The organism is Aquidulcibacter paucihalophilus (assembly GCF_002105465.1).
Classification (GTDB): Bacteria; Pseudomonadota; Alphaproteobacteria; order Caulobacterales; family Aquidulcibacteraceae; genus Aquidulcibacter; species Aquidulcibacter paucihalophilus.
Genome location: NZ_NCSQ01000069.1, coordinates 79,932 through 94,411, shown reverse-complemented (window position 1 = coordinate 94,411; position 14,480 = coordinate 79,932). Strand labels below are relative to the sequence as shown.

Annotated in this window: 15 protein-coding genes; 4 read left to right on the top strand and 11 right to left on the bottom strand. The window is 54.8% G+C overall.

From position 1 onward, the window contains the following. Nucleotides 1–11: 11 nt before the first annotated feature. Complete coding sequence (gene ssb / locus B7364_RS05875; RefSeq protein ID WP_085339001.1) at nucleotides 12–530, bottom strand: single-stranded DNA-binding protein; 519 nt, start codon at nucleotides 528–530, stop codon at nucleotides 12–14. 286 nt (nucleotides 531–816) lie between these two features. On the opposite strand from ssb, the gene uvrA reads away from it, so the two are divergent. Beyond that, nucleotides 817–3,735 (top strand): excinuclease ABC subunit UvrA, encoded by a 2,919-nt coding sequence (gene uvrA / locus B7364_RS05870; protein WP_085339000.1) that lies wholly within the window; start codon nucleotides 817–819, stop codon nucleotides 3,733–3,735. Here uvrA and B7364_RS17845 read toward each other — a convergent pair. Genes B7364_RS17845 through B7364_RS05860 form a run of 3 tightly spaced genes read right to left on the bottom strand, consistent with a single transcriptional unit; the run spans nucleotide 3,732 to nucleotide 5,715 of the window. Continuing rightward, nucleotides 3,732–3,896, bottom strand: a complete 165-nt coding sequence (locus B7364_RS17845) for a hypothetical protein (RefSeq protein WP_157893528.1) — start codon at nucleotides 3,894–3,896, stop codon at nucleotides 3,732–3,734. The two genes, uvrA and B7364_RS17845, sit on opposite strands and share 4 nt — an antisense overlap. Continuing rightward, nucleotides 3,893–4,594 carry an ABC transporter ATP-binding protein gene (locus B7364_RS05865; RefSeq protein ID WP_085338999.1) on the bottom strand — a complete coding sequence of 234 codons (702 nt, stop codon included), beginning with the start codon at nucleotides 4,592–4,594 and terminating at the stop codon, nucleotides 3,893–3,895. Before B7364_RS05865 ends, B7364_RS17845 begins: the two co-directional genes overlap by 4 nt. Continuing rightward, a complete protein-coding gene (locus B7364_RS05860) occupies nucleotides 4,591–5,715 on the bottom strand; it encodes an ABC transporter permease (protein ID WP_085338998.1) in 1,125 nt (374 codons plus the stop codon). Before B7364_RS05860 ends, B7364_RS05865 begins: the two co-directional genes overlap by 4 nt. A gap of 153 nt (nucleotides 5,716–5,868) precedes the next feature. Between B7364_RS05860 and B7364_RS05855 the strand changes: the two genes are divergently transcribed. Continuing rightward, nucleotides 5,869–6,285, top strand: coding sequence for a DUF805 domain-containing protein (locus B7364_RS05855; RefSeq protein WP_106407573.1), 417 nt, complete (start codon nucleotides 5,869–5,871; stop codon nucleotides 6,283–6,285). Between the two features lie 57 nt (nucleotides 6,286–6,342). On the opposite strand, the gene B7364_RS05850 is transcribed toward B7364_RS05855, so the two are convergent. Both B7364_RS05850 and B7364_RS05845 read right to left on the bottom strand, forming a co-directional pair. Continuing rightward, nucleotides 6,343–6,687 (bottom strand): P-II family nitrogen regulator, encoded by a 345-nt coding sequence (locus B7364_RS05850; protein ID WP_085338996.1) that lies wholly within the window; start codon nucleotides 6,685–6,687, stop codon nucleotides 6,343–6,345. A 166-nt stretch (nucleotides 6,688–6,853) separates the two neighbouring features. Next, complete coding sequence (locus B7364_RS05845) at nucleotides 6,854–7,573, bottom strand: class I SAM-dependent methyltransferase (protein WP_085338995.1); 720 nt, start codon at nucleotides 7,571–7,573, stop codon at nucleotides 6,854–6,856. Between the two features lie 41 nt (nucleotides 7,574–7,614). On the opposite strand from B7364_RS05845, the gene gloB reads away from it, so the two are divergent. Both gloB and B7364_RS05835 read left to right on the top strand, forming a co-directional pair. Next, nucleotides 7,615–8,382: a hydroxyacylglutathione hydrolase gene (gene gloB / locus B7364_RS05840; RefSeq protein WP_085338994.1), complete on the top strand. Its 768-nt coding sequence runs from the start codon at nucleotides 7,615–7,617 to the stop codon at nucleotides 8,380–8,382. After that, on the top strand, nucleotides 8,382–8,834 hold the full coding sequence (locus tag B7364_RS05835; RefSeq protein ID WP_085338993.1) for a cupin domain-containing protein: 453 nt from the start codon (nucleotides 8,382–8,384) through the stop codon (nucleotides 8,832–8,834). Before gloB ends, B7364_RS05835 begins: the two co-directional genes overlap by 1 nt. A gap of 8 nt (nucleotides 8,835–8,842) precedes the next feature. Here B7364_RS05835 and phoB read toward each other — a convergent pair whose 3' ends face one another. From phoB to pstC, 5 genes are read right to left on the bottom strand one after another with little or no spacing between them, the layout of a single operon-like run. After that, nucleotides 8,843–9,532, bottom strand: coding sequence for a phosphate regulon transcriptional regulator PhoB (gene phoB / locus B7364_RS05830; RefSeq protein WP_085338992.1), 690 nt, complete (start codon nucleotides 9,530–9,532; stop codon nucleotides 8,843–8,845). Beyond that, a complete protein-coding gene (gene phoU, locus B7364_RS05825; protein ID WP_085338991.1) occupies nucleotides 9,529–10,257 on the bottom strand; it encodes a phosphate signaling complex protein PhoU in 729 nt (242 codons plus the stop codon). Before phoU ends, phoB begins: the two co-directional genes overlap by 4 nt. A gap of 42 nt (nucleotides 10,258–10,299) precedes the next feature. Further along, complete coding sequence (gene pstB, locus B7364_RS05820; RefSeq protein ID WP_085338990.1) at nucleotides 10,300–11,145, bottom strand: phosphate ABC transporter ATP-binding protein PstB; 846 nt, start codon at nucleotides 11,143–11,145, stop codon at nucleotides 10,300–10,302. 4 nt (nucleotides 11,146–11,149) lie between these two features. Beyond that, the gene (pstA, locus tag B7364_RS05815; protein ID WP_085338989.1) at nucleotides 11,150–12,979 is read right to left on the bottom strand and encodes a phosphate ABC transporter permease PstA; all 1,830 of its coding nucleotides are present in this window, start codon (nucleotides 12,977–12,979) and stop codon (nucleotides 11,150–11,152) included. Then, nucleotides 12,972–14,372, bottom strand: a complete 1,401-nt coding sequence (gene pstC, locus B7364_RS05810) for a phosphate ABC transporter permease subunit PstC (protein WP_085338988.1) — start codon at nucleotides 14,370–14,372, stop codon at nucleotides 12,972–12,974. Before pstC ends, pstA begins: the two co-directional genes overlap by 8 nt. Nucleotides 14,373–14,480 lie beyond the last annotated feature (108 nt).

The window sequence follows — 14,480 nt, the reverse complement described above, 5'->3', positions numbered from 1 at the left end:
AACTCAGGAGATCAAAACGGGATATCATCCTCAAGGTCTGCGGCAAACGAGCGCTTCTCGCCTTGAACGGCCCGCGGTGCAGAGGATCCCCCGCCATAGCCGCCACCATTGCCGCCCATGGATCGACCACCACCGAAGCCGCCATCCGAGCGGTCTTCAATCATATCGCCACCACCGGAACGACCGTCAAGAATGGTGATCTCGCCTTTGAAACGGCCAATGACCACCTCGGTTGAATAGCGCTTTTGACCAGCTTGATCGGTCCACTCGCGGGTTTGCAACTGGCCTTCAACATAGACCTTGCTGCCCTTTTTGATGTAATTCTCGACGACTTTTACCAGATTGTCGTTACGCACGACTACTCGGTGCCATTCGGTCTTCTCTTTCTTTTCGCCCGTGGCTTTGTCGTTCCAGCGCTCGCTGGTTGCCACCGAAAACTCGGCGATGCGGTCCCCAGATGGAAACGACTTAATTTCAGGATCACGCCCAAGATTTCCAACCAAGATCACTTTGTTCACGCTGCCCGCCATTGCCCTAACTCCGTCTTTTTGCCGTGAGCGACTCATCCTGTCGCATCTTGGCATCGTATCCTATTGAAACTGACGCTACAGGTCTCATGTCCAAACCAGAAGAGAGGGGTGACACTCAAACCGCCTCCCCTTGTGGATAAGCATGTAAAACTGTGCATGCCGTGGACAAGCGTAAGATGTTCACATAATGTTCTATTCGTCAAGCTGGTTTGCACGCGCTAATCAGGGCGACATTGTTTTAGCTTTGGGGTCTCTGGCTCTGGGGTTTGCGTAATCAAGGTCACACATGTCTGAATCGCCTGTTATCCGTGTGCGCGGCGCGCGCGAACATAATTTGAAGAACGTCACCGTTGAGATCCCTCGTGGGGAGCTGGTGGTGATCACAGGCCTATCGGGATCTGGCAAAAGCTCGCTCGCCTTTGATACAATCTATGCCGAAGGCCAAAGGCGCTATGTCGAAAGCCTGTCGGCCTATGCACGCCAATTTCTGGAGCTGATGCAAAAGCCAGACATGGACTCTATCGAAGGCTTGTCACCCGCCATTTCGATTGAGCAGAAGACAACATCCAAAAACCCACGTTCTACCGTTGGCACAGTGACGGAAATTTACGACTATATGCGCCTCTTATGGGCGCGCATTGGCGTGCCTTATTCCCCAGCGACTGGTCTGCCGATTGAAAGCCAAACCGTCAGCCAGATGGTGGATAAAATCGCTGTCCTGCCGGAGGGCACCCGCCTCTTCTTGTTGGCGCCCGTGGTACGCGGCCGCAAGGGTGAGTTTAAGACCGAATTCAAAAGCTGGATTAAACAGGGCTTCGTGCGCGCCAAAATCAATGGTGACTATTATGAGCTGGAAAATGCCCCCGATCTCGACAAGAAACTCAAGCACGATATTGATGTCGTGGTGGACCGTATTGCCGTCCGTGCCGGCATCGAACAGCGTCTGGCCGAGGGCTTTGAGACGTGCTTGCGCCTCGCCGACGGCATCGCTTTGGCCGAATTCGCCGATGAAAAAGACGATAAGGGTGCGGCCAAACGGATGCTGTTTTCTGCCAAATTTGCCTGCCCCGTTTCAGGCTTTACCATTCCAGAAATTGAACCCCGCCTCTTTTCCTTCAACAATCCGTTTGGGGCCTGCCCGACCTGCGATGGTCTTGGCGTACAACTGAAATTTGACCCAGAACTCGTGGTCCCCGATAGCAGCAAGACTTTAAATGATGGCGTGATCGCCCCCTGGGCGAAGGGGGCATCCCCGCTCTATACCCAAACCTTACAAGCCCTTGCCCGTCATGCCAGTGTCGCGTTGACAACCCCCTGGACCAAATTGCCGGAAAGCTTTCAAAAGCTTGTCCTGTATGGTTCGGGCACGGAGAAGGTGAAGTTTGTCTATGATGATGGCGCACGGCGCTACGAAACCACCAAGACATTTGAAGGCGTCATCCCCAATCTTGAGCGGCGGTGGCGCGAGACGGATTCGGCCTGGTCGCGAGAGGAATTGGGCCGCTATCAATCCGCGCAAAAATGCCCGACCTGCGACGGCAAACGCCTTAAGCCTGAGGCCCTCGCGGTGCGTGTTGGGGGCGAAGATATTTCGGTGGTCTCATCCCGCTCAATCCGGGGCGCGCGCGACTGGTTTGTCGACTTGGAGACCCGTCTCACGCCGAAGGAATTGGAAATTGCCACCCGGGTCCTCAAAGAAATCAAAGAGCGTTTGCGCTTCTTGGTCGATGTGGGCTTGGATTATCTGACCCTTCACCGCGGTTCAGCGACCCTATCGGGTGGGGAGAGCCAGCGCATTCGCTTGGCAAGCCAAATCGGCTCGGGCCTAACCGGCGTGCTTTATGTCTTGGACGAGCCCAGCATCGGCCTGCACCAGCGCGACAATACCCGCCTCTTAACCTCGCTCAAAGGTCTAAGGGACCTCGGCAATAGTGTCATTGTGGTTGAACATGATGAGGAAGCCATTCTGACGGCAGACCATGTCCTGGATATGGGTCCACTTGCTGGAATCCATGGCGGCCAAGTGGTCGCACAAGGCAAGCCAGCCGATATTGAAGCCACCAAAGGCAGCCTCACCGGGGCCTATCTGCGCGGCGAGAAAGCCATTCCGATCCCACCAAAGCGCCGCCGTCGCAATCCGAAAAAGTTTCTGCGCATTGAAGGGGCGACCGGCAATAATCTCAAAAACGTCTCGGTCGACATTCCGCTGGGTATCTTTACCTGTGTCACAGGCGTGTCAGGAGGTGGCAAATCCACCCTTATTCTTGAGACCCTCTACAAAGCCCTCGCCCGCCGGCTGAATGGTGCAAATGAAGTACCCGGGCCCCATAAAGCGCTGGAAGGCCTGCATCACCTCGACAAAGTGATTGATATTGACCAAAGCCCAATTGGCCGCACGCCACGGTCTAATCCCGCCACCTATACCGGTGCCTTTGGCCCGATCCGAGACTGGTTTGCGGCGCTGCCTGAGTCAAAGGCCCGCGGCTATGGCCCCGGCCGGTTCAGCTTCAATGTCAAAGGCGGGCGCTGTGAAGCCTGCCAAGGCGATGGCGTACAAAAGATCGAAATGCATTTCTTGCCCGACGTCTACGTCACCTGCGACGTCTGCCATGGCCAGCGCTATAATCGCGAGACATTGGAAGTCACCTATCGCAATAAATCCATCGCCCAAGTGCTGGATATGACAGTCGAAGAGGCCGCAGGCTTCTTCCAAGCCGTCCCTTCCATTCGTGACAAGATGGAGACTTTGGTACGGGTTGGCCTCGGCTATGTGAAAGTCGGCCAGCAAGCAACCACGCTATCGGGTGGGGAAGCCCAGCGGGTGAAATTGTCTAAGGAATTATCGCGTCGCGCCACAGGGCGTACGCTTTACATTCTCGATGAACCCACAACGGGCCTGCACTTTGAAGACACACGTAAGCTTCTGGAAGTGCTGCAAGAATTGGTGGATCAGGGCAATAGTGTCTTGGTGATTGAGCATAATTTGGACGTAATCAAAACCGCCGATTGGCTGATTGATTTGGGCCCCGAAGGCGGAGATGGCGGTGGCTTAATCGTGGCCGAAGGCACCCCAGAAGAAGTCGCCTTGGTCTCCGGCTCTTGGACCGGTCGCTATCTGAAAGAGACCCTGCTCAAACACGAAGAACGCCGCCTCGCCCAAGCCGAACGTATGGCCCAGGAGGCGCAAGCGGGGGCTAAAGTTTAACGGGTGGGGGTATGACTTCTGTCCACGCCCTGCCAAACGCGTAAGTTGAAGTCTGTGCGTTCATTTTCTCGGGCAGTCAGTATGGCGAACGCCCACAAGGCTGCGACCAAGGCAATCGTCAGCCACCCCCATACCGTGCCGAAAAAATGTAACAACTTCATGGCATAGGCTCCGCCGTATCAGAGACCAAGCGGCCTTCTTCCAACTCGATAACCCGATTGGCAAAGGGCACAAGCCGATCATCATGGGTAGCGCATAGGATGGTCGCACCTTGATGTTCCGTGGCGTCGCGGAGCAATTTTGACACCATGATGGCATTGCGACCATCGAGTGCCGACGTAGGTTCATCGCAGAAAATGAAGGCAGGCCGCTTTGCCAGCATGCGTGCGATAGCAACCCGTTGATTTTGGCCGCCTGACAATTGACTGGGCTTTGACTGAGCGCGATCGAGAAGGCCCACCAAATCCAAATAGTGGGAAGCCCGCCCTTTTGCTTCCATGACTGGGACCCCTAAAAGTCGCAAGGGAACGAACAATTGCTGCCAAGCTGTCAGCGATGGAAACAGCCCCGGGGTTTGAAAAACATAGCCGCAATTGTGGCGACGGAAACGTTCTGCCGATCGCCGCCCCTTGCCCCACACATTCGTCCCATTGGCGATAATCACACCGCTCTCAGGCTCTTGAAGCCCAGACAGGGCCGCCAGCAAGCAAGACTTGCCTGACCCACTTGCCCCTTTGAGGAGCGTGAAACTGCCTCGTGCTACTGAAAACGAAACATCTTGCAAAGCCCGCACGGTGCCTGCGCCGCGCCCAAAGGACTTTGTAATTGCGCTTGCCGATAGGATAGGAACCTCTGTCATCGCAACAACTCAACAGGCTTAAGACCAAAAATAGTGGGCAAAGTAATCAAGCCAGCAAAGCAAGATGTGGCGATAATCGCACCTGTCACCCATGGAATTTGTGCTGGGTATAGCAGGATATAGACGTCGACCTTCTCCAACGCCAATTGGCCTAAAAGGCCACCGGAAATCGCGAAGGCGGCCGCAATCAGCCCAATCCAGATTGTTTGTTCCAACACCAGAAACGCCACGCGCCACTTTGGAACGCCCATGGCAAGCAATGTCGCAAATTCAACGCGCTGGCCTGCCATCATGGCATGTATCGCTTGGGAGATAATCAAGAGGGCGATGACGCCCACAAAAGTCGCCAAATAGACAAAGGCGCGAATGTCGCCCTGCTCCTTCAGCGAGTCCTCAATCACTTTTTGAGTAAGTCGCTCCCGACTCATGGCTTGTGCGCCGACAGACTTAAGGTCCCGGTTCAAACTCGCAATCGTTTGGCCGACTAACTTGCCCTTATTTGGCGCAACCAAGATGGAATAAACTGGAGTTTCTTGATTCCGATCTATCGCAGCATTCAAAACCTCTAAAGTTCCCCGAGAGGTCACGCTGCCCCCCGGTCCCAGATTGCCATCCATGAGGCCGACAACGCGGAACCTTACATTTTCTCGAACAACTTCGTCACCCAATCCAAGGCCGGTCGCGCGTGCATCTTCATCCGTCAATAGGACTGAATTCGGTATCTGCAACAAAACCTTGGCTTCATCGGGCATGATCAAAGGCGCTGATAAGGCAGGTGCCACAGGGTCAATGACACTGACCCGAAGGCCTTTACCGGACGGACCCATTCCCAAATAGACCCGCTTCTGGCGGACCAGCTCAAAAGCTCCGACATCGGGGCTCCGAACGACGCGCTCAATCGCCTCATCGGATATCTTTATAGATTGATCGGCACCCTGCTCTTCTGACAAAACCACAATTGGCGCAGTGGCTTGGCGTTCAAGGAGCGCATAGCGCGACAGAAAATAGTTCGATAGGCCAAGTTGAAGATAGATGGCAATGCCAGCTAGGATTAGTGTGAGAATAGCAAACCAAGCTCTCAGCCAATTGTGAGAAAGGTGAAGTTGCGCCAACGCATTCATCGCAATTTTCAGACCTCAGAAACTTCGACACAACCTCAAAGTCAACCCAAGGCCATGATTCCTTATTGGGCGCGATGGGCGGCCTTGAAACTCCTCTCAAATTGCTCAAACATTTTCAAAGCTTTGCTAAGGGCACAAAGTTATCATCACGCAATGGTGACTTATTATCTGCATGCCCTGAGCCACATGCTGGATTTTACGGGGCGCATGAATCGACGCGCTTATTGGTACTTTCTGTTGATGGTGCTGGCACTGAGTTGCCTTGCGATTTCTGTTGATAGTGCGGTTTTCTTGTCCGCTTTGACCGATGGTACGCCCGAAATCCGGATCGGCACCATGACCATGACGTTTGGGGCTTTGCATTTCCTACCCATCTTCTCAGCCAGTGTGCGCCGCCTGCATGATGTCGGAAAATCTGGGATATGGATGCTTTTGAATTTCTTGCCCTTTGTTGGCAGTTTAGTTCTGTTTTCTTGGTATGCGAGACCCAGCGCGCCCGATAGCCAGCATGGCGAGGCAGCGCGCGAACGGCTTTCACGTCCGAATTGGGCGGACCGTACACAGTTCTAGGCATGAAAAAGGCCAGCACCTTTGGCTGCCCTTTCTCTTATGACAAGATTTGTGGAATTAGCCTGCGATCGCGGCTGCGTCCTTTTCGCCCGTGCGGATGCGCAAAGCCATCTCCACATCGACCACAAAGATTTTGCCATCGCCAATTTTGCCCGTATTAGCGGCACCAGCTAGTGCCTCGACAACTTTTTCGACCATGTCATCGGTTACAACGGCCTCAATTTTGACCTTCGGCAAAAGCTTCACTTCATACTCGGCGCCGCGATAAACTTCGGTCTTACCTTTTTGACGCCCATAACCACGGACTTCGGTAACCGTCAGGCCTGAAATGCCCGCTTCAGTCGCAGCATCCAGCACCGCATCGAGACGGCTTGGTTTGATAATGGCGGTGACAAGCTTCATTCTGTTCCCCTCACTTCGCATCGGGTTCGTTCTCAGGAACCAGACCCTGATTATTCCATCACGTGCTAGATTAGACAATCAGCCGCACTTGTGACCCGCTTTCAATGCCTGACCGCAGGGCGGAGGCCAATCGCTCAAATTTTGAGCGACTTTCTAGGTGATTGCCTTAAAAACGTGCGGCGGCGGGCTGAGCCAAAAGGACTCGCCGACCTTGGCCCGGCAGGCTATCGGCATAAAGCCGCTTGACCGCCTCGACCAGTATAATCCCGCCCAACGCAGGCCAAGCCCGTTCGCCAACCCCTTCCCAGGTCTCAGCTGCGCCGCCCGTCGCCATCTTCCATGACAATGGCGGGCCATAAAGCGCGCGCGACCATGCAACAGGTTGAAACATAGAATCGCTCAAAAGGCTTGCGAGCTGACTGCGGCTATAGGGCCTGCCTTGACCAAAGGGGGTGGATTCAGCCCGGGCCCAGACACCTCCGCGATTGGCAACTGCAATCATCAAACGCCCTTCCGGAGCAAGCAATCGCCAAAGCTCGCGCAAGAGGACACGTGGGTTTTCTGCCTCTTCCAGCGCATGCACACACAGGATGCGGTCGAAAATCGCTTCGGTAAAGGGCATGCGATCTTCATCCCCGACACAGGCCAGATTGGGCCCGCATGATGGCCAGCGCTCCACCCCTTGGGTGGCGGGCATACATGCGGTTACCCGTCGTGCCGTCGACAGCCACGGGGTCAGATAGGGAGTCGCATAGCCAAAGCCCAAAACATCAAGGCCTTTGCAATCGCCCCAGGCATCAAGCATGCGGCGTCCAGCCATAGTTTGGGCTGTCAGCCCTAAGGGGCTTGCATAAAAGCTCTGCAGGGCAAGGACATCAACGCGCATAGGGACTAGGATAAACCAAGTTTCTCTCTTAAAGGACAGACATGCTTACCATTCATATGTTTCCTTGTCTGTCAGACAATTATGGCTTTCTCGTCCGCGATTCGGCCACTGGCAAAGTTGCGTGCATCGACACACCCGATGCGACTGCCATTCTGGCGGAAGCGAACAAGCTGGGTTGGCGTATCGACGAGATCTGGAACACACATTGGCACCCAGATCATGCTAGCGGCAATCAAGCGATCGAAAAAGCTATGGGCGCGGTGTCTTTGGGACCTGAAGAGGTCCATGCGCGGATCAGCCCCCTCGCCCGCATCGTCAAGCCAGGCGAAATTGTTACATTGGGCGAGAGTCGCGCAGAGGTTATGGATGTCGCCGGACATACGCTAGGCCACATCGCCTTTCATTTTGCCGAAGACCAAGTGGCCTTTGTTGGGGATGCGTTGTTTGCCTTGGGCTGTGGGCGTTTGTTTGAAGGCACCGCGGAGCAAGCTTGGAATAGTCTTTCCCGCCTTATGACGCTGCCAGATACAACCACCATTTATTGCGCGCACGAATATACCGCCGCCAATGCACGCTTTTGCGCAACGATTGAGACCGACAATGTAGCCCTGATGAGCCGGATCGAGGACATCACCCGGCTGCGCGCGAACAATGTACCGACAGTACCGACCACAATCGGCCTAGAACGGGCAACCAATCCATTTGTCCGGGCAGACCATCCCAGCGTTCGGGCGGCAATCGGCGTGGCAAGTGATGCAGCGGCCTATGAGGCTTTTGCGCGGGTTCGTCAGATGAAGGATAAGTTTTGATGCAGCGGGCGCTCTCTGGCGATTTATCGGCTTCGGAGATTATTGCGTTATTGCACATGCAGCCGCACCCAGAGGGCGGCCACTATGTCGAAACCTTTCGCGACCCAGCAGGCCCTGAAGGGCGAGGCTTTTCTACCAGTATCTATTTCCTGCTGCAGGCAGGCGAAGTCTCTGCTTGGCACCGTGTGGATGCAGCCGAACACTGGTTCTGGCACACGGGCGGCCCTTTGGCGCTGAGCATTAGCGAGGATGGTCGCAAGGCCTATGCGCACCGCTTAGGACCGGACCTAAGGGCAGGTCAAAAGCCGCAAGCCGTCGTGCCTGCTGGGGCTTGGCAAGCCGCTGAAAGCCTTGGGGCTTGGACATTGGTCAGCTGTGTTGTCGCGCCAGGTTTTCTGTTTGAGCGTTTTGAACTGGCCCATCCCGATTGGTTCCCGGGCAAACCTGAATAAAGGCCTGTTTAGTTCGCCTTATCGAGCGCATAGCCAGCAGAGCGTACGGTGCGGATCGGGTCGACTTCGTCGCCCTCATTCAAAGCTTTGCGTAGACGACCGACATGGACATCCACCGTGCGGGCTTCGACATAGACATCTGAGCCCCAAACGGCATCCAGCAATTGCTCGCGCGAGAAAACGCGGCCTGGATGCTGCATGAAATAATCCAGCAAGCGGAACTCTGTTGGCCCCAGATGGACATCGCGCTCGCCCCGCTTTACGCGGTAAGAAACGCGGTCGACCACAATATCGCCAAACACCAGACGGTCATCTGCCAACCCCGGACGAATGCGGCGCAACACCGCGCGAACCCGCGCCAATAGCTCCGTTGTCGAAAATGGCTTGGTGACATAGTCGTCGGCACCCGTATCAAGGCCGCGAATCCGATCGGATTCCTCACCACGCGCGGTCAGCATGATGATTGGAATATTGCGCGCATCCGGTTTTGCTCGCAGCCGGCGACAGACTTCGATACCAGGCACTTTTGGCAACATCCAGTCGAGAATGACCAAATCTGGCAGGCGTTCTGAAGCCATCATCAAGGCTTCTTCACCATCAACCGCCACACCGACATGATAGCCATCTTTCTCTAGATTATAGCGCAGCAAGGTTGCAAGCGCGTCTTCGTCTTCAACGACAAGCACATACGGGGTCATGACGATGGCTCCTGATTTGGTGATGGCGGGAGAGGAGGCATGACAGGGTCGACAGCTTTCGGGCGGTCTGTGCCAATGTCTTCACCGGTTTCAAGGAAATAAATGACTTCGGCCATATTGGTGCAATGATCACCAATCCGCTCAATATTCTTCGCGACGAACAATAAATGCGCACCCGGACCAATCATGCGGGGGTCTTCCATCATATAGGTCAGAAGCTCACGGAACAGCGAATTATAGTGCTCATCGAGTTCTTCATCCTGCATCCAGACAGAAACGGCACCCGCCACCTCATGCGAGGCAAACGTATCTAGGATTTGCTTGAGTTGGGTGACTGCGATCTTACCCATGCGCTCGACACTGCGGGTCAAGGCAATGGGGTCAAACTCCTGGATGGTCAGTGCGCGTTTGGCGATATTTTTGGCCAAGTCACCAATACGTTCGAGGTCGCCAGCAAGCTTCAAGGCAGCCACAGTTTGGCGTAAATCTCGCCCCAGCGGCTGACGCAGAGCCAGAAGACGCATGATCTTCCGCTCAATCTCGCGTTGGAGCGCATCGATTTTCTTGTCGCCATCAATCACGGTGCGAGCAAGACCGGCGTCACGGCGGGCAATAGCGGTAACCGCGTCGCTCAATGCTTGCTCCGAGTAGCCACCCATACGGGTAAGGTCAGCACCAAGGGCTTCTAATTCTTCGGTAAAGGCGCGGACGGTATGTTCTGTCATCTCAACTTACTTTCAGGGGCACCGACATATCGTGCCAAAGGTTTAGCCAAATCGACCAGTGATATAGTCTTGGGTGCGGCTATCGCGCGGATTGGTGAAGATTTCTTCGGTTGGTCCCGCTTCCACCAATTTGCCCATGTGGAAAAAGGCCGTGCGCTGGCTAACCCGCGCAGCTTGCGCCATTGAGTGGGTCACGATGATGATGCAGAAATTCTGCCGCAACTCATCGATCAATTCCTCAATCTTCGCCGTCGCAATCGGGTCCAAAGCCGAGCACGGCTCGTCCATCAGGATGATTTCAGGATTGACCGCAATTGCGCGCGCAATCACCAGACGCTGCTGTTGACCACCAGACAGCCCCGTGCCCGGTTGATGGAGACGATCCTTCACTTCTTCCCACAGACCTGCCTTACGCAGGCTTTGCTCAACAATCCGTTCAAGCCCTTGCTTGTCATTGGCAATACCGTGGATGCGCGGACCATAAGCGACATTCTCAAAGATCGTCTTCGGGAAAGGGTTTGGCTTTTGGAATACCATGCCGACAGAGGCGCGCAAAACAACCGGATCAATTGTGCGGTCATTCACATCACGGCCATCTACTTGGATATTGCCCGTCACTTTGCAGGAGTCGATAGTATCATTCATACGGTTGATGCAGCGCAAGAAAGTGGACTTGCCGCAACCAGAAGGGCCAATAAAGGCCGTGACCGATGCATCCGGCACGTCCAAAGACACGTCGAATAGGGCTTGTTTGGTGCCATAGAAGACATTGACATCACGCGCACGCACTTTGGCGGTAATGCCGGGTAGGATCCCAGTGGTCTGCTGAACATGGCCGACTTGGACATCGCCATGAGCTTCAGAGTTCGATTGAGAGAACGTAGTCATCGGTTTACCACCTGCGCTCGAACTTGCGCCGCAGGAAGATTGCGACGGCGTTCATCACTATCATAAAGAGAAGTAGGATCAGAATGGCCATAGCGGTGCGTGGCTCCCACGCGCGCTCTGGACGACCTGCCCACATGAAGAGTTCAACCGGCAATACGGTTGCAGAGTCGTTCAGGCTGGTTGGCACATCGGCAATAAAGGCCACCATGCCGATCATCAGCAAAGGTGCGGTTTCACCGAGAGCATGGGCCATCGCGAGGATGGAACCTGTCATGATGCCCGGCATCGCCAAGGGAAGGACATGGTGGAAAATCGCCTGCATCTTTGATGCGCCAACGCCAAGGGCAGCTTCGCGAATAGAGGGAGGCACCGCCTTGAGGGCCGCCCGCGAGGCGATGATGATGACTGGGAGGCTCATCAAGGTCAGCACAATTCCCCCGACGATGGGGGCAGACCGCGGCATATTGAAGAAAGTCAAAAAGACCGCAAAACCCAAAAGACCAAACACAATGGACGGTACGGCGGCCAAATTATTGATATTGACTTCAATAAAGTCTGTCAGAGCATTCTTTGGCGCAAATTCTTCCAGATAGACCGCTGTTGCGACCCCAATCGGGACTGCAGTGCAGAAGGTTACCAATAGGGTCAGGATTGATCCAACGAGGGCGGAAAGAATGCCAGACAGCTCGGGTTCGTTTGAGTCTGAATTGGTGAAAATCGTTGAATTAAGTGCGGGGCGAATGGCCCCTTCTTTTTGCAATTGCCGACCAAAGGCAATGACCTCATCATTTACTGCCCGCCCATTTTGCGGCGTGGCAATCTGAACGGTCCGCCAGACATAGTCGGTGGCACCTTGCGGACTGCGAGCCAGTAACACGCCTTGTGCGGCAGTTGGCGCGATGCGGGTAAGCTTATAGGTGGCACCGCGAACCTCGACCAAAATACTTGGCTTATCATCATTGAGTTCAATGAAACCGCCGTCGCCCTTTACCGCGCCTCGATAGGCCGCAATGGTGGCAACGTCGACCTCGATCTCACCGGTCAAATTATCGACAAGCGTCTGGGCTTGATCGGCCAAGGCTTCGGCGGCGGCCAAACCCGCTCCACTTGAGGCTTTCAATTCTGCAACCCGGGCCTTCAAGGCGGCGACCTGGGTTTGAGCAATATTGAGACGTTGACGCTTGAGGCCAAGGGCGGTTTCGAGCTCCTTGGCAGCGACAGCTAAATCTTCGCGTAAATTAGCAACAGGCTTTGCAAAAGGTGCACGGCCCCCTGACAAGGTATAAGTCCCGTCCGCGGCCCTTGTTTCAGTGAGCGGTTCTTCGCCCTGGCTGACCCGGGTTTTGCCATAGGCACCCTTTAAAAACAGGTCGAGGTCGTCATTGATCGGCAAGGAGACGTCCAAACTCTTGCCGATGAGGCTAGGATCTTGCGCCAACGTGCGTCCAATTGGGACGGCTGCGAGCGAAGTTACCACATCAAACAAGTCATCTATCTTTCCATCGGCCTCGGCTGAAGGGAAACGTTGGATAAGTGCGTCTTGGACCAAGCCGTAGAAGTTTCCTTGCTCGCGGATTTCTGTTGGGTTCCGATTGCCCATAGGATCGGCTTTGTCGGCGCTAACTTGCAGCGTCACATGCAGACGGTTTTCAGTCAAAGCCGGTATGGATTGAGCAATCACCGACAACAAAAGAAGGCCGCACGCGGCAATCGCGGTCGCGACCATCGTTATCCCAAACCAACGAAAACGGGTTTCAGCCGCATAACGCCGCTTGATTTGACGGTTCACAATATCCCGCAGCGCGGTCCGAGAAGGGGCGGCGTTGTCACTCATATTTGTCTCGATATTTCTGAACGACGCGCAGAGCGATAATGTTGAGGATCAAGGTCACGAAGAACAAAACAAAGCCCAAGGCGAAGGCTGCATGGGTTTTCGGGCTGTCATATTCTTGGTCGCCTGTAAGCAAAGTCACGATTTGAACCGTCACCGTCGTCACCATGTCCAAGGGATTGAGCGTCAGATTAGCGTTCTGCCCGGCCGCCATGGTCACGATCATGGTCTCGCCAAGCGCCTTTGACACCGCCAAAAGGACAGAGCCGACAATGCCGGGCAAAGCGGCGGGGATCACGACCCGGCTGATCGTCTCCGACTTGGTTGCGCCCATGGCATAGGAGCCGTCCCGCAAGGCTTGGGGCACAGCATTGATGACATCATCTGATAATGACGAGATAAAGGGAATGATCATAATCCCCATCACGAGGCCTGCTGCCAAGGCACTTTGTGCCGAAACATCGAGCCCAACACTGGTCCCAATAGCCCGAATGATGGGAGCAACTGTCAGAAGGGCAAAAAACCCAAAAACCACCGTGGGAATACCCGCAAGAAGTTCCAACACGGGCTTTACCACCGCCCGCGCACGGGCACTGGCATATTCTGACAGATAAATGGCCGAGCCCAGCCCTACCGGGATCGCGATTGCCATGGCGATCAGCATGATTAGCGCTGTGCCAACAAACAAAGGGACCGCTCCAAACGCGCCAGACTGGCCAATTTGATCGGCTCGAATAGCGACTTGTGGGCTCCATTGCGTGCCAAACAAAAAGTCGATTGGACTGTAATTTGAAAAAAATTTCAGCGTCTCAAAAAGCAATGACAAAACAATGCCTAATGTGGTCAGGATGGCGATGCCCGAGGCAATCATCATCGATGCTTGAATGCAGGTCTCCACCGCATTGCGAGCGCGAAAATCGCGGCCCAAATGTGACCTTGACAGGAAAAAACCCAAAGCGGCCAACACCAAAGCACCCAGTCCAAAGGCAATATTGAGATTGGCCGCGATCCCACGCATGGCCTCTGCTGCCGCCAATACGTCTGGAGTGCGCTGGCTGGGTGTGCCGCCAAAGGCAATCTTGCCGGCATCTGCAAAGAAAAGGTCGAGCCGCTCTTTCGGCAGTGCAAGAACTTCTGCCGGAAGACTGTGCGACAGGAGAGAGCGAATAGCCGCTGGCGCGATCACTTCATGGAGGAGCAACAGACCCAAGGCCGGGCCCACGACCCACAAAACAGCATACCAGCCATGATGCCCGGGCAAAGAGTTCAGACGACCTTGACCAGAATTGGCCATGGCCAGCGCTTTAGTCGCACCCGTTTGCCAAGCCCATGTGCCGAAAGCCAGCACAATGGCTGCCGCAATCAGGCTTACAGGCACATCTGCAAACGCATCCATGAAGAATCACTGCCCCCACCGGACAACCCGGCACCATTTCTCTCCCGCCCCATAAGGCTTTGCTGAGAAGGCAAGATTACATTTTTATGACAGTTCGATGACAGTGGC